The sequence below is a fragment of the Acetivibrio clariflavus DSM 19732 genome (genome assembly GCF_000237085.1).
Taxonomy (GTDB): domain Bacteria; phylum Bacillota; class Clostridia; order Acetivibrionales; family Acetivibrionaceae; genus Acetivibrio; species Acetivibrio clariflavus.
In genome coordinates, this window is record NC_016627.1 from 1,262,721 (window position 1) to 1,281,466 (window position 18,746).

17 protein-coding genes are annotated in these 18,746 nt (G+C 34.0%); 14 read left to right on the plus strand and 3 right to left on the minus strand.

The window, feature by feature from the left end:
• Positions 1-52: 52 nt before the first annotated feature.
• The gene (glgA, locus tag CLOCL_RS05225; RefSeq protein ID WP_014254366.1) at positions 53-1,498 is read left to right on the plus strand and encodes a glycogen synthase GlgA; all 1,446 of its coding nucleotides are present in this window, start codon (positions 53-55) and stop codon (positions 1,496-1,498) included.
• 130 nt (positions 1,499-1,628) lie between these two features.
• Here glgA and CLOCL_RS05230 read toward each other — a convergent pair whose 3' ends face one another.
• Positions 1,629-2,576 (minus strand): aldo/keto reductase family protein, encoded by a 948-nt coding sequence (locus CLOCL_RS05230; protein WP_014254367.1) that lies wholly within the window; start codon positions 2,574-2,576, stop codon positions 1,629-1,631.
• A 218-nt stretch (positions 2,577-2,794) separates the two neighbouring features.
• Between CLOCL_RS05230 and CLOCL_RS05235 the strand changes: the two genes are divergently transcribed.
• From CLOCL_RS05235 to CLOCL_RS05260, 6 genes are all read left to right on the plus strand, one after another.
• Positions 2,795-4,141, plus strand: a complete 1,347-nt coding sequence (locus tag CLOCL_RS05235) for an ATP-binding protein (RefSeq protein WP_014254368.1) — start codon at positions 2,795-2,797, stop codon at positions 4,139-4,141.
• A gap of 266 nt (positions 4,142-4,407) precedes the next feature.
• Positions 4,408-4,992 carry a hypothetical protein gene (locus CLOCL_RS05240; RefSeq protein WP_014254369.1) on the plus strand — a complete coding sequence of 195 codons (585 nt, stop codon included), beginning with the start codon at positions 4,408-4,410 and terminating at the stop codon, positions 4,990-4,992.
• Positions 4,993-5,254: 262 nt separating this feature from the next.
• Complete coding sequence (locus CLOCL_RS05245; RefSeq protein WP_014254370.1) at positions 5,255-6,463, plus strand: NADP-dependent isocitrate dehydrogenase; 1,209 nt, start codon at positions 5,255-5,257, stop codon at positions 6,461-6,463.
• 140 nt (positions 6,464-6,603) lie between these two features.
• On the plus strand, positions 6,604-7,341 hold the full coding sequence (truA, locus tag CLOCL_RS05250; protein WP_014254371.1) for a tRNA pseudouridine(38-40) synthase TruA: 738 nt from the start codon (positions 6,604-6,606) through the stop codon (positions 7,339-7,341).
• Positions 7,342-7,468: 127 nt separating this feature from the next.
• Complete coding sequence (locus CLOCL_RS05255) at positions 7,469-7,975, plus strand: SEC-C metal-binding domain-containing protein (RefSeq protein WP_014254372.1); 507 nt, start codon at positions 7,469-7,471, stop codon at positions 7,973-7,975.
• 14 nt (positions 7,976-7,989) lie between these two features.
• The gene (locus tag CLOCL_RS05260) at positions 7,990-8,277 is read left to right on the plus strand and encodes a hypothetical protein (RefSeq protein ID WP_014254373.1); all 288 of its coding nucleotides are present in this window, start codon (positions 7,990-7,992) and stop codon (positions 8,275-8,277) included.
• A 173-nt stretch (positions 8,278-8,450) separates the two neighbouring features.
• Here CLOCL_RS05260 and CLOCL_RS05265 read toward each other — a convergent pair whose 3' ends face one another.
• The gene (locus CLOCL_RS05265) at positions 8,451-10,181 is read right to left on the minus strand and encodes an LTA synthase family protein (RefSeq protein WP_245532846.1); all 1,731 of its coding nucleotides are present in this window, start codon (positions 10,179-10,181) and stop codon (positions 8,451-8,453) included.
• Between the two features lie 744 nt (positions 10,182-10,925).
• Here CLOCL_RS05265 and CLOCL_RS05270 point away from each other — a divergent pair.
• Positions 10,926-11,261 (plus strand): rubredoxin-like domain-containing protein, encoded by a 336-nt coding sequence (locus tag CLOCL_RS05270; protein ID WP_014254375.1) that lies wholly within the window; start codon positions 10,926-10,928, stop codon positions 11,259-11,261.
• 98 nt (positions 11,262-11,359) lie between these two features.
• Here CLOCL_RS05270 and CLOCL_RS05275 read toward each other — a convergent pair whose 3' ends face one another.
• Entirely contained in the window at positions 11,360-12,085 is a 726-nt protein-coding gene (locus CLOCL_RS05275; protein WP_014254376.1) for a M48 family metallopeptidase, read from the minus strand.
• A gap of 208 nt (positions 12,086-12,293) precedes the next feature.
• Here CLOCL_RS05275 and CLOCL_RS05280 point away from each other — a divergent pair, with 208 nt between their 5' ends.
• The 6 genes from CLOCL_RS05280 (at position 12,294) to asnS (ending at position 18,702) form a co-directional block, all read left to right on the plus strand.
• Complete coding sequence (locus CLOCL_RS05280; RefSeq protein ID WP_014254377.1) at positions 12,294-12,632, plus strand: YtrH family sporulation protein; 339 nt, start codon at positions 12,294-12,296, stop codon at positions 12,630-12,632.
• Positions 12,629-13,102, plus strand: coding sequence for a sporulation membrane protein YtrI (locus CLOCL_RS05285; protein WP_014254378.1), 474 nt, complete (start codon positions 12,629-12,631; stop codon positions 13,100-13,102). The genes CLOCL_RS05280 and CLOCL_RS05285 overlap by 4 nt, the downstream gene beginning before the upstream one ends.
• A 350-nt stretch (positions 13,103-13,452) precedes the next feature.
• On the plus strand, positions 13,453-14,895 hold the full coding sequence (gene wsfD / locus CLOCL_RS05290; RefSeq protein ID WP_014254379.1) for a glycan biosynthesis hexose transferase WsfD: 1,443 nt from the start codon (positions 13,453-13,455) through the stop codon (positions 14,893-14,895).
• A gap of 110 nt (positions 14,896-15,005) precedes the next feature.
• Entirely contained in the window at positions 15,006-15,701 is a 696-nt protein-coding gene (locus CLOCL_RS05295; RefSeq protein ID WP_014254380.1) for a peptidylprolyl isomerase, read from the plus strand.
• A 186-nt stretch (positions 15,702-15,887) separates the two neighbouring features.
• Complete coding sequence (gene asnA, locus CLOCL_RS05300) at positions 15,888-16,901, plus strand: aspartate--ammonia ligase (protein WP_014254381.1); 1,014 nt, start codon at positions 15,888-15,890, stop codon at positions 16,899-16,901.
• Positions 16,902-17,307: 406 nt separating this feature from the next.
• The gene (gene asnS, locus CLOCL_RS05305) at positions 17,308-18,702 is read left to right on the plus strand and encodes an asparagine--tRNA ligase (RefSeq protein WP_041715471.1); all 1,395 of its coding nucleotides are present in this window, start codon (positions 17,308-17,310) and stop codon (positions 18,700-18,702) included.
• The last annotated feature ends 44 nt before the right edge of the window (positions 18,703-18,746 follow it).

Here is an 18,746-nt window from a genome sequence, read left to right on the forward strand (position 1 = left end):
AACCCGTCAACTTACAATCAAAAAACACAAATATTTTACACAGGAGGATATTATGAAGAAGACAAAAGTGCTTTTTGTTTCATCTGAAGTGGATCCCTTTGCAAAATCCGGAGGGCTTGCCGATGTGGCAGCTTCACTGCCTAAAGCGTTGAACGGTTTGGATATTGATACAAGGGTGGTTATGCCCAAGTATAAGAGCATTCCTAAAAAGTACGTGGATCAAATGAAATATTTGGGTTATATATATGTGGATATTTCATGGAGGCATCAATTCTGTGCAATAATGCAGTATGAGAGTGATGGGGTTATTTATTATTTTATCGATAATGAATATTATTTTGGCAGAGAAGGTTATTATGGCTATTTCGATGAGGCAGAACGTTTTGCTTTTTTCTCAAAAGCCGTATTGTCAATGCTTCCTTTTATTAATTTCAAACCGGATGTAATACACTGCAATGACTGGCAGACCGGTGTGGTAAGTTTGCTTCTCAAAGCACATTATAAGAGTAACGATTTTTATAAAGATATAAAGACCGTATTTACAATTCACAATTTAAAATATCAGGGAGTTTTCCCAAAAGAGGTTTTGGGAGAAGTTTTAGGACTTGGTTGGGAATATTTTACTCCTGATGGCATAGAATTTTTTGACGATATAAATTACTTAAAGGCAGGTATTGTGTATTCAGACATAATAACCACAGTCAGCAAGACTTATGCAGAAGAAATAAAGACTGACTTTTACGGAGAGAAGCTCAACAATGTTTTGTACAAAAGGTCTGAGGATTTGTATGGAATACTGAACGGTATCGATATGGAAAAAAATAATCCTGAAACTGATGACAGAATTTTTGCAAATTACAGTGTACACAATCTTGAAGGCAAACTGACAAACAAACAGATGCTTCAAAAGAGCCTTGGTTTGCAGGAGAGAATAGATATACCGCTAATAGGTATAATATCACGACTGGTGGATCAGAAAGGATTTGACCTCATAAACTATGTTATGGAAGACATTTTGAGAATGGACATACAGCTTGTAATCCTAGGTGCGGGAGAATACCGATATGAAGAGGCATTAAGACACTTTCAGAAAATATATCCCGGAAAATTGTCTGTAAATCTTAAATATGATACAGTGCTTTCCCAAAGGATTTATGCCGGCTCAGATATGTTCCTCATGCCTTCTCTGTTTGAGCCCTGCGGTTTAAGCCAGATGTTCAGTTTAAGATACGGTACCATTCCTATTGTAAGAGAAACAGGCGGACTGAAGGACACAATTCAGCAGTATGATGAAATAACCCATGAAGGCAATGGATTTACATTTACAAGATACAATGCCCATGATATGCTTTATGCAATAAAAGAAGCAGTTAACTTCTACTATCACAGATCAACTTGGAGATACCTTATGAAAAAGGGAATGGAAACCGATTTTAGCTGGAAAAAATCCGCGAAAGAATATATTGAAATATACAAAAAGGCTATTTCTAAAAATTGATGCTATAGTATTTTTGATTCAAAGTTATTTATTTCAAAGATGAAAATAAAAAATAACTTCCGCTCCATTTCACTGCCCAATTCCCGTTTCAAAAGAATGCCGGCTAAAAGCGGAAGTTATTTTTTTATGTCTATGCCAGTATTTCTTCAATTTTTTGCAGAATTTCTTCGGAAAGCTTTATTCCGGAAGCTTTGACGTTTTCTTTCACCTGACTGACTTTACTTGCGCCTATTATTGCACTGGCCACATTGTCAATTCTAAGAGTCCATGCCAGTGCCAGCTGAGAGAGAGTAATTCCCATTTCCTTAGCCAAATTGTCGAGTTTTTGAACCTTTACAAGTATTTCGTCTTTGAGATTGTTGAGGATATACATATTTGAGTTGGGATCGGCAGCACGGCTGTCTTTCGGTATTTCCGAACCGGGCTTGTACTTGCCTGTCAGTATTCCCTGGGCAAGGGGAGAGAATACAACCTGTGCAATTCCGTTTTTGATTCCAAAGGGGATAATTTCCTTTTCAATATAACGGTTGAGCATACTATATTGAGGTTGATTTACTACAATACGATCGAGAAGATAGCGGTCAGCAGTTTGCAATGCCTCAGCCATTTGAGCGGCAGTCCACTCGCTTACTCCGGCATACAATATTTTGCCCTGACGAATGAGATCGTCAATTGTTCTCAAAGTTTCCTCAACAGGGGTTTCCGGGTCATATCGATGGCAATAGTATATATCTATATAATCTACGCCCAAACGCTTCAAACTGGCATGAGCCTGCTCAAAAACATGTTTTCTAGATAATCCTCTGTCGTTAGGTCCTTCACCCATGGGCCAGAATACTTTGGTCGCCAAAACATAGGATTCTCTCGGGTATTTTTTAAGGGCTTCACCGACAATAATTTCAGCTTCTCCAAGTGCGTAAACGTTTGCAGTATCGAAAAAATTAATGCCTAAATCATAAGCAGTATCGATTATTTCAACGGCAGTTGATTTTTCGGTGGAATTTCCGTAAGTAAGCCAGCTTCCAAGGCTGATTTCACTTACCTTAAGGCCCGTTCGTCCTAATCTCCTGTAATTCATTATATTCCTCCTTTGAATTCCGAATATATTTATATCAATAATTATCTTATACCAATATAAATAAATAATAAACACATATGGAGATTGTTTGCCGTCAGTGATATAATTTTTGTTTAGAGTTATTTGACAGTATTTTTTTATTTTATGGGAAAAAAGATAAAATTAATGCAGCTCATGATGTCGTGAATGATTTTATGAATAGGGTGGAGGAATTCTTTATGAAATTGGAAGAACTGAGGCTGAAATTAAACTCTTTATCAATATATAAAAAAGTATTGGACGATAAGCTGTTGAACGGAATCTATGTTTTTATAGAAAGATTGTTTACCGATAATGTTGATTTAAATACCTTTGCAAGGTACTATAATTCCATTTATTATGATATAAGTACATTAATCGGTAAGAGAACATTGCGGGAATATATAGAGAATTTGATAATTACCGATGAAAACCCGTTTTCTTTGGCTTGTGAGAGTACGGAATATGATAGAATCGACAGTATGTTATTAAAAGCTGCTTCTAATGACTTAAGGACTATAAAACAATTGACCTGCATATCGTCTGAAATTTTTAAGGAATACGCATTAAAAAATATTTGCAATCTGGATTTTGAAATTGAAACTGTAAAAGATTTTCCCGATTGGGATTTTGACACTTGCAATGAAATAAAAGAGGAACAATTGAATGAGCCGATAAAAGAAGTATTGTATCGAAAGGACGATTGGGGGAATCTCACAAGAGAATTGTGGGAGTTTTACAGAGCTAACGGCACAGGCATTTTTTCAAAATTCCGGGCCTTTGTGTGGGAAAGGGATGACAACGGAGGAAGATTGAAAGGGGTTGATTCCCCGGATCCTGTATTGCTTTCGGATTTTATCGGCTATGAGGAACAGCGGGCAGAGATTATCCGAAATACCGAGCAGTTTTTAGACGGCTATTCGGCCAATAATATACTTTTATATGGTGACAGGGGCACAGGTAAGTCCTCCACTGTAAAAGCCCTGGTCAATGAATACTATAAAAGAGGGCTTAGAATTGTGGAGGTTCCCAAGAACTACCTAATTGATTTTCCTAAAATACTGACACAGCTTAAGGACAGGAAACAGAAATTTATTATATTTATTGATGACCTTGCCTTTGAAGATGCGGAAGAGAATTACACCTGCCTTAAAGCAGTGCTTGAGGGAGGTATTCAGGCGAGACCCGATAATGTAGTTATTTATGCCACTTCCAACAGAAGGCATTTGATAAAAGAGAAGTTTAGCGATAGGTTAGGGCTCCATTCGGGTAATGCTGACGATGAAATCCGGTCCCAGGATACAATACAGGAAAAGCTCTCATTGGCGGATCGGTTTGGAATTATAATTGTATTTTCTTCTCCTGATAAACAGGACTTTATAAAAATAGTAGAGGGATTGGCAGAAAAGAGGGGCATTTCTTATGATAAGGAGAAGCTTGAAAGAGAGGCTCTTAAATGGGAGATGTGGTACAACGGACGTTCTCCCAGGACTGCAAGGCAGTTTGTTGACTGGCTTGAAGCCAATAAAAGTGTGGTTTGCAATTAAATATATTTGAAAGTATGTTAATAGTTACAAAAACCTAAAACCAATATGATTACATAAAATCTATTGGGAAGTAAAGAATGACAATATTTAACATAAGCTATTGAATTAATTGAGAATATATGGTATATCATACAATAGCTAAGAAAAGTACTATTTTTATGTAGTTGTTTATTGTTATTTAAAAATAACTTTAGAAGGAAACAGGGCTCATTATAGCAGAAGCCTGTTATGGTGGGTTTTATCAAATTTCGGAAAGGAATGGGCATATGGGGGTTTTAAAAAACAAGAAAGTAATTGTTATTTTTTTAGTAGTATTAGCAATAATTATATTAACTTACACACAGTATATAGCACCCATTAGTTTTTCAATTGAATCTGTGAATTGGTATATTACAGACCAAATGGAGTTTGACAGTATAAAGTATATGTATACTGAGAATTTTCCTGATCCGGATATACAATATATTAATGAGTTTGCTGAATTACCGTCAGAAAATCCTAATGATTATATGAAAGTGTTTTATAACATTAAGGTAAAAAACAAGAGTTTATTTGATGTTGTAGGAATAGAATCTTTGGTTGATGAAATATACAAGTATAAGGACAGGTTTTTATATTCTGTATCGAGTTCGCATACGCTAAGTAATTCCGTTGATAGATTCAGTAATTCGATGATATACTGCGACCTTTACATATATGTTGCCGGATTAAGTGAGAATGAGAGAGAAGAACTTTTGAAAAGTCTATCTTTAAAACTCATATATAAAACGAACTTTTGGGGAACCCGAACAGAAAACGTAAACACAAAAAATGTAAATAGATTTATAAATAGTCCATATATTGAAGATTAAAGGGGAGTGATTTTATTTGCTATTTTAACAAAGATAATGTATGTTTATTTCTGAAAGATGATTGGCTAATGTTTCAGAACACAATGAGTGAAATTGCTAATGTTGAAAAGCAATTTTAATCTTTGTGTTTTTTTTATCAATCTTTCTTGATTATATTACTGTTTTAATTTAAAATAGTAAATGGCTTGTTTGATAAAATTAGCCTGTTGGCAAGAAGAACTATAGATACTAATTATAAATAATATAAAAAGGAGTAATTGATATGAGTAAAATCAAAATGCAAGTTCCGTTAGTTGAGATGGACGGAGATGAAATGACCAGGATCATCTGGAAATTAATAAAAGAAATATTGCTTGAGCCATATATTGAGCTTAACACTGAATACTACGACTTAGGCTTGGAGAACAGAGATAAAACCGACGATCAGGTTACTATCGACGCAGCAATGGCTATAAAGAAGTACGGAGTAGGTGTTAAATGTGCTACTATTACTCCAAATGCTCAGAGAGTGGAAGAATACAAATTAAAGAAAATGTGGAAGAGCCCTAACGGTACCATAAGAGCAATTTTAGACGGTACAGTTTTCCGTGCGCCCATAATTGTGAACAGCATAAAACCCTTTGTTATTGGGTGGAAGAAACCTATAACTATTGCAAGACATGCTTATGGGGATGTATATAAGAATGTTGAATATCAGGTAAAGGGTGCTGGAAAAGCAGAGCTTGTATTTACTTCTTCCACAGGAGAAGTTGTAAGAGAAACAATACATGAATTCGATGGTCCTGGAGTTATCATGGGAATGCACAATACCGATGAATCCATTAGAAGCTTTGCAAGATCATGCTTTAATTATGCTTTAGACCAGAAACAGGATTTGTGGTTCTCAACCAAAGATACCATTTCTAAAACCTATGACCACAGATTCAAGGATATTTTCCAGGAAATCTACGATAACGAATATAAGGATAAATTTGAAGCAGCAGGAATAGAATACTTCTATACCTTGATTGATGACGTTGTTGCCAGAATTATAAGATCTGAAGGCGGAATGGTTTGGGCATGTAAGAATTATGACGGTGACGTTATGTCCGATATGGTGGCTTCAGCCTTCGGAAGCCTCGCAATGATGACTTCCGTATTGGTATCTCCTGACGGTAAGTACGAATACGAAGCTGCACACGGAACTGTTACAAGACATTACTACAGACACCTTAAAGGAGAAGAGACTTCAACCAACTCAATGGCTACATTGTTTGCATGGACAGGTGCGTTGAGAAAACGCGGCGAGCTTGATGGCAACAAAGAACTTGTGGATTTTGCAAATAAGCTCGAGAAAGCTTCCATTGATACAATAGAAAATGGAGTAATGACTAAGGATTTGGCTCAGCTTTCACAGGTTGAGAATAAGAAAATAGTTAATACCGAGCAATTCCTGAGAGAAATAAAACTGACTTTTGATGCTATGAAATAACTTGACTTAGGACTTTTTAGACAACCTCCTTATAAATACATTTTAAAGATTCAAAAGATAAATGAATTATGTAATTTATTAGCCCAGTGGATATAATATCATACTGGGCTATAATTACAACTGTAGATTGGAGAATAGAAATGAGAAATATAAAATTGATCATACAGTATGACGGAACCAAGTATAGAGGATGGCAGAAGCTTGGCGATTCGGACAAAACTATACAGGGGAAGCTGGAAGATGTTTTAAGTAAAATGACAAACGAAAAGATTGAATTAATAGGTTCGGGAAGGACAGATGCAGGAGTTCATGCGTTTAAGCAAGTGGCAAACTTTCATACCGAAAGTAAAATGTCGGAGGAAGATATGCTGGATTATTTGTACAGATACCTTCCCCAAGATATTGTTGTCACAGAGGTTGTGGAGGTGGATGAGAGATTTCATTCAAGGTACCATGTTAAAGGGAAAAAATATTTATATAGAATTTGGAACGCAAAGAGACATAACCCGTTCTTGAGAAAATACTGCACTCATGTACCTGAGCCTCTGGATATAGATTTGATGAGAAAAGCTGCAGAGTATTTGGTGGGAGAGCACGATTTTTCAAGTTTTACATCTTTAAAGAGCAAAAATAAATCCAAGGTAAGAGAGATATTTTCAATAGAAATTAAAAATGATAATGAACTTGTTGAAATTATGTTTCATGGGGATGGATTTTTATATAACATGGCAAGAATTATGGCAGGAACGTTAATTGAAGTCGGTGCTGGAAGAATGGATGCTGACAGCATACCGGAGATACTTGCCAGAAAGGATAGAAGTTTGGCCGGGCCCAAAGCCCCTTGTTCAGGATTAATTCTCTACGATGTGGAATATTAGTATTTGTTGTAAACACAGATGATTTGACTTTTGCTTAAATTTATGTAAAATTGATTTTGGAGCAAAAATTCTATAGTTGAAAGCATAATTAAATTAAAATTGTGAGCATATGAAGGAGAGGAAAAATATGAGTTTGTTCGATCAATGGCAAGAGCTTGCCGATATGGAAAGACCGGAGGAAGAATACAATAAATTTTGGAATAACTATCTTGAAAAAGAGAAAGCAGCTTATGAAGATATACTTGATAACCACACTGAGGTTATTACCGGCAAGCTTTCAGATTTGGCAAAAAGATTTGATATGGACAATCTGACTTTTATAGGTTTTTTGGATGGAATAAATTCAAGCCTTGTAAAAGAATATGATTTAAATAAGTTGAGTGAAGACTCCATTGTTTCGTTGGAAGTTGATTTTGAAAAACTTTTCTACAATATGTTGGATGCAAAGGCCATTTGGCTGTCATCTCTTCCGCAATGGGATAAAGTACTGCCAAGGGATTTAAGAGAAAAAATTACAAAAGATTTCAACAGAGCTCATATCGCAGTTAGCAATAAAGTAGGAAGAAATGAACCATGTCCATGCGGAAGCGGTAAAAAATATAAAAAGTGCTGCGGTGCCAATAAGGAAAGTTAAAAAAGGAGTTTATTATGAATGATTGTATCTGCAATAATTGTAAGAATTTAAAGCAGCGTATCGATGAAGAATCCAATGAAATTGAATATGTGTGTGAATTCGGATATCCTTCGGATGAATGTATGTCCTGTGAAGAGGAACAATGTAATGTTACTGAATGTGCTCATTATGTAGAGGATAAAAATGATGGAACTTTAAAAAAAGTATATTGTAAAGGCTGTGGCATGGAACTTCAGCAAATGTATGAAGATGAAGCGGATGGAGACGTTTACTGCGTAGAATGCTATCTCAATTCAAAATAGCTGTTTTTACTTTGCTTTGATAAAACTATGGATTATATAATTACGTAAGCCTCTTTCAATGAATTTGAAAGAGGCTTTACTAATGCAGAGAAATATTATTATAAAATTTTGAAAGTGAATAATGTTCCTGTACAATAAAAAAGCCGCTGTTTTAGCGGCTTAAAAAGCATTTCTCAAGGTGTTTTGTCAGAAAGCAAATCATTTGAGATGATTATATCCGATATATTTAATTCATTGATTAAGCTTTGCATTTCGTTTTCATAAAGACTGATATCTAACGGTTCACCAGTTTTATAATCGTATAATTCCCTTGTATCGTTGAAATATATGTACTTATCGGTAATAATCGAGCCATTTCTTAAAACTGCATAACTTTTTTGAGTATTTATAAGGTCTTTTCCTAAGGCATATGGAACATCGAATCCCATTAAGTTGGCTATTGTAGGCATTATATCAATTTGACCTCCGGTAGTGGAGATTACTTCTCCCTTTTGCTGTCCGGGTAAGTGTATAATAAGTGGGACACGCTGGAGTTTGGCCCAATCACAGTCATTATATTCAATACCTAAGAACTTCATAAGGCCTTCACTTTCAATTTTCGGAACAGCTGAATGGTCACCGTAAAAAACAAGCAAACTGTTGTCATATAAGCCTCTGGATTTCAAATCTTTGATAAATTCTCCAATACAACTGTCGGCATAGTTGGCTCCTTTTATGAAGTTACCGATATATTCTCCTTCAAATTCGCCCACATCAAAGTCGAAACTTTCAAAATAATTAAAAGGATGATGGTTGGACAATGTTACAAAAAAGCTGTAAAAAGGCTTTGAAGTGTCTATCATATTTAATGACTGGCGGAAAAAGGATTTGTCACTTAAGGCATTTCCGCTCCATCCCGCAAAATCGTCCATTATATAATCTTCAGAGTTAAAGAATGTATCAAACTTTAATGCCTTATACATTTCTTCTCTGTTCCAGAAGGTTTTATCGAAAGCATGGAGTGCATAAGTAGTGTAACCCTTGTCTTTTAATATGGAAGCCAAAGAATGATATGTATTTTCCGAATATCTATGATATACCGAACCTTCGCTTAACGGGTACAGAGAGTTGTTTGCCAAAAATTCTGCATCGGATGTATTCCCGCCCGAAACTTGGTAATAAATATTGTCAAAATAAAAACTTTCTTTTATAAGCCTATTGAGATTTGGAGTTATTTCCTTACCGTTAATGGTTTTTCCGATAACAAATTGCTGCATGGCTTCCATTTGAACAATAATAAGATTTTTACCTTCAGCTATGCCTTTATATTGGCTAAAATTTGCGGCAGAATCTTCCTTATTTTTGTTTTGAAGATGTTCTTCAACCAATTTTTTTTCTTCTTCTTTCAAAACTTTATCCTGCAGTAAGTTTTCTTTTATAAAAAGCTTGGTGTTATAGAAATGCGAAAATAAAACACCGAGGCTTTTTGCTGAATAGTTGTTGCTATAAGCAAAGGAAGTTAAATTTGAAGATGAAGAAATACAAACTATTATGATTGAAGATACAGCAAGGATACTGATAGATTTTGAAAATCTTTTGGAAAAACGTATGCTTTCCACTCCTCTTTTGTTTAACTTTAAGAATGCGAAAAGCATTATAGGGAAGTCAATAATATATATCAGGTCTTTAAGCTGGAAAAGGCTAACAATACTCTGATCCACTGAATTAATCATTCTGGGGTTCAGTTGAAAAAATACAGGTATTGTTATCAGGTTGTAATAATATCTGAAAAAGTTTGTATCTGCGATTAATAAAATTGTCAACAATAAATTAATTATGAAAAGTGCAACAAGCCTTTTCCTGTCAAAAACGAAGAAAATAAGGGATACAATAATTGCTATTACGGCAATGGTAGAAATTATCATAAATATATTATCCAGGGAAAAATAAGGTGCCTTATTCAATTTTGTGGTAAATTGAAAATAAAGACATTTTAATAGTGTAAACACAATAAAAAGGTTTATAAAAAGGAACTCTGTAATTTTTATGTATTTACTTAAAAAATTTTTGATTCTAATCCGCATTGGTGCTAACCTCTCCAGTAAAATTTTAGTGTAATTATTATAATATTTTAGGCATACTTATGCATTTAATACATACTATTTATTTTGTTATAAATATTATAAATAAAAAAGTTTATATTTCAACTTTCTGTATGGAAGAAATATAACAAATAAAGCAATTAGAAGAAAATTTATAAGCTAATACCATATATTGTCTTATACACTTTTATATTATACATTATTTTATTATATAATTAAATAATTAAAATTATATAAACAATTTATTAAAAATATTTATACGTTTTAATGAGAAAAAATATTTCTCCCCTTTACCCATGCACTCTGCAATGTTTTTATAGAATGTGTAAGGAGTGTGACAAAAAGCGATTTCCGGTTTTATGAAAGGGATTGAAGCGGGACTCCGACTGAATAAAAGTTAAGGATATAATAAAAAATTTGCAAAAAATTAAATAAAAATGTTTTAAAACTTATAAAAGTGGTATTATTCGTATAGACTAATTGAATAGTCTTTGTTTTGAAGATAAATAACTATAAAATAAAATAATATAACTAAAAAGACACAATAATAAAGTGGAGGGAATTACAATGAAGAGTTTATGGAAATGCAGTGTTTGCGGATTTGTGCATGAGGGAGATGATGCACCGGATAAATGTCCAAAATGTGATGCATCAAAGGATAAATTTGTCCAATTGAGCGGTGAAGATGCAGAGAAAATTTACAAGTCGGACAGAACCAATGATATCCATATGGAAATTGTTGAACTTTCAGGCAGAATTGCACGTTTGTGTGAAGAAGGAATAAAACTTGACCTTGACCCTGCATGTGTAGAATTGTTTAAAAGGGCAAAAAATGAAATATGGGTTATAAAACAGAGATCAAAGGCAGAAATGGAAACTCATATGAAGAAGGGCAAGTGGTAATGTAAAACTGCCTTATCGAAAAGTATCAATTGCGTTAAAAGAATTATGGTGTCTAAGGGAATTTTAATTCCTTCCTTAAAGACACCATAATTTATTGCTTAGAAAGTAAGTTTGTGACCGTTTTGTTTCAGCCATTTGGAACAGGCTTTATAGTTTGGATATATGGACTCTGCCATATTCCAAAACTGTTTTGAATGATTTTTTATTTTTATGTGGGTAAGTTCATGAACGACCAGGTAATCCACAATATCCAAAGGAGCCATTATTATTTTCCAGTTAATATTGATGGTGTTTTTAGGCGTGCAGCTTCCCCAAATTGATTTTAAGTCCTTTATTATTATACCTGTCGGTATTACATCCATTTTTTTAGCGTAAAAGTTTATTCTTTCTGAAACAATTTCCTTTGCGTAATTTTTGAACCAATCAGTTATATATTTTCTGACCGAATCCGACAAGCTGCCGGTAATGTTTTCGGGAAGGTTAACAATTAAATAGTTGTCGGAAAGTATAACCGACGCAGAATTCACTGACGATGACTTATTTATTTTAAGGCGATATTCTTTGCCAAGTACCAAAAATTTTTCTCCTTCGGTAAATTTCAATTCAGGTATTTCTGCTTTGATACTTTCAAAATAGGATAATTTTTTCAATATCCAGGCAGCTTTTGCATTAACTATTTCGGATATTTGTTTATTGCCGATTTTTTTAGGGGCAGATACTTTAACACCGTCTTTAAGAGAAACTGATATACCAATGGTTTTTCTGCTGCTTTTTACAATGGTGTAATTAATTTTTTTATTCCCTATTTCAATAAAGTTCTGCATATTCTTATCATCCCAATATTATTATATTTAGACAGCTCCTTATTAATTTTACAGCACTTTATGATAAATTTAAATAGTATATGAATGTGAAAGTACCTGTGATTCATGCAAACATATTTTTTATATTTTAACCATAATTATAATAGGAGAATAAGGTATTAATCGTAATATTTTATTGGAGTAGGATTTCTTAGAAGGCGGTGGTTTTTTGTCTTCATTTATAAACAATATAATTTATAATTTTTTTATCTCTTTCGGAGTAATTTTAGGTGCAAGTTTGATGGCTGGGCTTGGTGCGATTATAAACGGCCATCCTCCTTTGAAAACAATGTTTACCATAGCAGGTTCTATAAAGATATGGGCAATAGCTGTGGCTTTAGGTGGAACTTTCTCTTCTTTTGAAATAATTGAAAAAGGTATATTCAAAGGGGAAATCAAGTCTATAATCAGGCAGGCAGTACACGTTGTTATAGCTGTTGTGGGGGCAAATGTGGGATATGGTTTTATCAGGCTCATTCAAAAATGCGGGGAGTCAATTTTTGGATGAAGAAAATAAAGAGTTTTAAATTTTTGATTATATTTGTTACAGGATTTATATGTGGGTTTGTCTTTGGAAGCTCGGCTATAAATGCCCTGATCAGTTATAGAGTTGATGCATACATTGAAAAAATTAAATATCTGGAGAGTGATATTGAGGAAAAAAATATAAAGCTTGAAAAGTATCAGGAATCCATTAATAACAGAAAGTTTATACTTAGAAGTATTGAGCTTAATATCAAGCTTTCTAAAATAAATGAAGAAGAGTTTGACTTGATTTTAGTGGAAAAAAGTATAAAGGAAAAATATAAGGAACTGCTCGGCAAGGAAGTTAAAAGTATCGATATAGACCTGGTGGCAGAAGTAATTGATAAAAGAATATTAAAAATAGACGGAAAAGAATATCAGCTTAAAGTTGATAAAATTCTCCTTTCCGATATTTTAAAGCTGTGGATAACTATTGTTCCAATAGAAGGATAACAATCATCCCCATCATATCGTTATTATGCTGTTTGTATAGGTAAATTAAAAGACCTATACATTTTTTTTGTGCCTTATGGGAAAGTTCTATAGTGACAATTGCAAAGTTATGTCTAAATAACTGAGAATTTTTAATTATTACGCTTGCAAAATAAAAAATAAATCACAAAATTATAAGGATAATTTATACAAAATTTATAATTAATAAACTTAATTACAAAACTTAAAAATATTAACAAGAATCTAAAAAAGTAATTATATATATGTATTTGGTATAGGAATTTGTGTATTTTATATGAATGAGGAATTTTTATAAAAAACGAAAGAATAGGTGAAAGGTTGGTAGATATATGCTGAGAGACAGATTATTTAAATTGGAAACAATAGCTGTAATAATTGTTGCTGTTTTTTTAGTTGGGATTTTAATGATAAAACCTATCATAGGTGTCGCTGACAATGGTGATTTTGAAAGAATTATGATAACTACAGGTTTGGAATACAAAACTTCCGATTACAATGAAAAATACTTTAATTATGTGAACAGAGAATATCTTTCCACTTCGCCTTTTGTAAATGGTATAAGGTATTTTTCATCAACGTTAATATTTGTTCTTGCTGCAAAGTTTATCAATTCAATAGTGCTGTTTAATAAAGGAATTTTTGATATAAGATTTCTTGCTGTTTTGTATTGCTGTATGCTTCTTTTGTTTATATATCTTATGGCTAAGCATGACAAAAAATCTGTACCTATTGTTAACTTTATTTATATAATACTTACTGTATTAATATTTACCGATGCGGGTTACATATCATATTTTAATTCTTTATACGGGGAAGCACTGGCATTTACATCTCTGCTTCTTGTGATAGCTATGGCGGTATATTTGTCAAGAAGCCAAAATCCACGGGTTTTAGCTCTGATTGCTTTTTATGTTGCAGCAATTTTTCTAACCTGTGCAAAATTTCAGTATATTCCCATAGGTATAGTTATAGCTATGTTCAGTTTGCTGTTTTTAAGATTAAGGAAGGATAAAAAATGGCGAATAGCAATATCAACATGTATAGCTGCAATTTTAGCTATATCTGTAGCAGCCTATGTTTCAATTCCTGATGTTTTTAGGGTGTGCAACAAGTATCAATCGGTTTTTTACGGAGTGCTTAAGGACTCGGACACTCCTGAGGCAGATCTTGAGAAATTAGGATTAAATAAGGAATATGCAATGCTTGCGGGTACTCATTATTTTATGGGTAAATACCCCATAGATATTAAGGAACAGGGTTTTAGAGAAGAAATAAACAGCAAAGTAAGTCCGTTTAAAGTAGCTATGTTTTATTTAAGGCATCCGATAAGATACATTCAAAAGCTGGAGATTACTGCTAATAAAGCTTTTAAGCTGATACTGGGATTTGGAAATTATGAAAAGTCCCATGATCCTACTCCAAAAAAAGAGGTAAGTAATTTTAGAGTTTGGAGTGATTTCAAAGATAATGTCCTGCCCCACTCCCTATGGTTCCTCTTTCTTTTCTTTGCGGCCTATACGGCAATATTAATTTTCCAATACAGGAAGGCTGATGGAGCATCGGAAAAGTTGTATTTTGCGACTTTTTTACTTGTAATGATTATTGGTATTATTCAATTCATTATACCTGTAATATGCGATGGAGAGGCCGATTTGAGCAAACATTTGTTTTTGTTTAATGTGTGTTTTGATATTATGTTTATTTATATGGTTGTATGGCTTACAGAGTATGTTTTTGTATCTTTAAAAAGAAAAAACTTAAACAAAGCCTGATAGAACTTTTTCTCATAATATAATATAATTATGCATTTTCAGATTTGTTTACAGTTTCAGCTGCCATATGTTATACTATTTTCAAAAAAGATTGAAGATGGAGGATTAATATGCTGAAAAAAGTATTAATTCTATTGATGTGTCTGGTAATTCCGCTGTCTTTTGCAGGATGCAAAAACAATAAAGGATCAGGAAGCAGTTCTGATGCTGAAATCGATCAATTTGCCCCGCCAGCAAAAGGAGAGACTATTGCCATTATGAAGACATCTATGGGGGATATAAAAATTAAGTTTTTTCCCAGTGTGGCACCTAAGGCGGTGGAAAATTTCATTACGCATGCCAAAAACGGGTATTATGACAATGTAATTTTCCACAGGGTTATAAATGATTTTATGATACAAGGTGGGGACCCTACAGGAACTGGTATGGGAGGAGAAAGTATTTGGAACGAACCTTTTGAGGATGAATTCAGTGAAAAGCTTAGAAACTATAGAGGTGCTCTTTCAATGGCAAACAGAGGGCCTAATACAAACGGAAGCCAGTTCTTTATTGTTCAGGCACCTTCTGATACAATAACGCAGGATTGGATAGATCAAATGAAGAGCAATAAATTCCCCGATGATGTTGTTGCTAAGTATAAGGAGGTTGGAGGAACCCCTTGGCTTGATAATAAACATACGGTATTTGGACAGGTATATGAAGGAATGGATATAGTGGATAAAATAGCAGCGGTTGAAGTTGGTGCTAATGATAAACCGGTTAAAGACGTGAGGATATTGGGAATTGAAATTACAACAGTTCCTTAACTGGTAGAATTTCCACACAAAACTCAAGGCTTGTGCCCTTGAGTTTTTAAATTTTTCTCAATTAAATTTGCAAGATTGTATGTTGGAAAATTCTTTTATTATTCTATAGCTTTTTGTGGTAATTAAGTGAAAACGGTGATATAATGAGTAATGTGACAATTTTTTATATATTAGGAGGATAAATAAATGAAAGATGGGCTGATAATACCTTCAAATTATGACCCTATATTGTCTGTGAGGCAGACTGAAGAAGCTATAAAAAAGATAAAGGACTATTTTGAGAATGAACTGGCAAAAGCATTAAATTTAAGCCGAGTTTCGGCACCGCTTTTTGTAAGACCGGAAACAGGCATGAATGATAATCTCAATGGTGTTGAAAGACCTGTATCCTTTGATGTAAAGGGAATTGGCGGGAAGACGGTAGAAGTTGTGCATTCTTTAGCGAAATGGAAGCGTATGGCTCTTGGAAAATACGATTTCAAAGTAGGAGAAGGTTTATATACCGATATGAACGCTATAAGAAGGGATGAGGATCTTGATAACCTTCATTCGGTATATGTTGACCAATGGGACTGGGAGCGTGTAATCAATAAGGAAGAAAGAAATGTAGATACATTAAAAGATATAGTAAGAAAAATTTACGGGGTACTGAGGAAAACAGAGAAGTTTGTTTGCAGTACATATCCGGAAATTCCGGAAATTTTGCCGGAAGATATATTTTTTATTACTACTCAGGAACTGGAGGATTTGTATCCTTCACTTTCGCCAAAAGAAAGGGAAAACATGATAGCTAAGGATAAAAAGGCTGTGTTTGTAATGCAGATAGGCGGGGTTTTAAAGTCAGGCATCAAGCATGATGGAAGAGCGCCCGACTATGATGACTGGGAACTTAACGGTGACATTATTCTATGGTATCCCATACTGAACAGAGCCTTTGAAATATCTTCAATGGGAATAAGAGTTGATGAGGCTTCCCTTGAAAAACAGCTTAAAGAGGCAGGATGTGAGGACAGAAAACAGCTTAAGTTCCATAAGGATCTTTTGGAGAAAAGACTCCCTTATACAATAGGAGGCGGAATCGGACAATCGAGAATTTGCATGTTTTTCTTAAAGAAAGCACATATTGGGGAAGTGCAGGCTTCCATATGGCCCGACGAAATGATAGAGGCTTGTGAAAAAGCAAATATAAAATTGTTGTAAATAATTTAAGTAATTGTGGATATAACCATGTCTCAATAAGGACCTTTAAATTTAAAAGAGCAATTCGAAGTTTTCGCTAAAGATTTTTTATAGAAAAAATTTAAAATAGAATAATAATAGTGGCATTTTGTAAAATTTCGTGTACAATATTGATTAGTACTTAAATTGTGGTACTATTATAGGTAAGAAAAAGCTGAAGTGCTACTACGGCTTACAACGGACTTTTTTGAATCTCCAGATCCGGAACTTGAAAGTAAAGCCAAGGTGTATTTTCAGCATTCTTATAGAGCGAAAATTCGTGATAAGGTTTTGAATGCAATATCACGAAACATGGAATATTATAAAATGCCATTTTTTTTTGGAATCGGCAAAAGAAAAATATCAATTAACAAAGGGGTTAATAGGTATGAGAACAATAACCATTAAAAGCTTATATAGACAAACAAAGGAGTTTGTCGATAAAGAAATAACTGTTGCAGGCTGGGTAAGAACTATTAGGGATTCAAAAGCCTTCGGTTTTATTGAAGTTAATGACGGAACATTTTTCAAAAACCTTCAGGTTGTTTTTGAAGAGCAGAATATATCTAACTTTAAAGAAATAACAAAGATTCCTGTCGGAACAGCTATAATTGTGCAGGGAACATTGGTTGAAACGCCAAATGCAAAGCAGCCTTTTGAGCTTAAAGCAAGCAAAATTGAAATTGAAGGTATGTCTACATCGGATTATCCTTTGCAGAAAAAAAGACATACATTCGAGTATTTGAGAACTATAGCTCATTTAAGGCCAAGGACAAATACATTTTCTGCAGTATTTAGAGTTAGGTCTTTAGCAGCTTATGCCATACATAAGTTCTTTCAGGAAAGAGGATTTGTGTATGTTCATACTCCTATTATAACAGGAAGTGACGCAGAAGGTGCGGGACAAATGTTTAGGGTTACTACTCTTGATATGGATAACCTGCCGAAAAATAAAGACGGTTCAATAAATTATAGCGAGGATTTCTTCGGGAAGAGTACAAATCTTACAGTTAGCGGGCAGCTTGAAGGTGAGACCTATTGCATGGCTTTCAGGAATATCTATACCTTTGGTCCGACTTTCCGTGCAGAAAATTCAAATACTGCAAGACATGCAGCAGAGTTTTGGATGGTAGAGCCGGAAATAGCTTTTGCAGACCTTAAGGACGATATGGAACTTGCAGAGGATATGCTTAAATATATAATAAATTATTGTATGGAAAATGCACCGGAAGAGATGGAATTCTTTAATAATTTTATTGACAAGACTTTGTTCGATAGACTAAATAACATTGTAAATTCGGAATTTGGTCATATAACATATACTGAGGCCATTGAACTTCTTAAGAAGGCAGATGAAAAATTTGAATATCCCGTTGAATGGGGATTAGACCTGCAGACAGAACATGAAAGATATATTACCGAGAAGATTTTCAAAAAACCTGTGTTTGTTACAGACTATCCAAAGGATATCAAGGCTTTCTATATGAGATTGAATGACGATAACAAAACTGTTGCAGCTATGGACCTTTTGGTTCCTGGAGTAGGAGAATTAATCGGAGGAAGTCAGAGAGAGGAAAGACTTGACTATCTTGAAAAGAGAATGGAAGAACTGAGCCTTAAAAAAGAGGATTATTGGTGGTATCTGGATTTGAGAAAATATGGAGGAACAAAGCATGCAGGTTTTGGATTGGGCTTTGAAAGAGCTATAATGTATATTACAGGTATGACCAATATAAGGGATGTTATTCCTTTCCCAAGAACCGTTAATAATGCAGACTTTTAGTAGAAAATTGATGGAAACATTGACAGGCAATTTTTAGAGCCTGC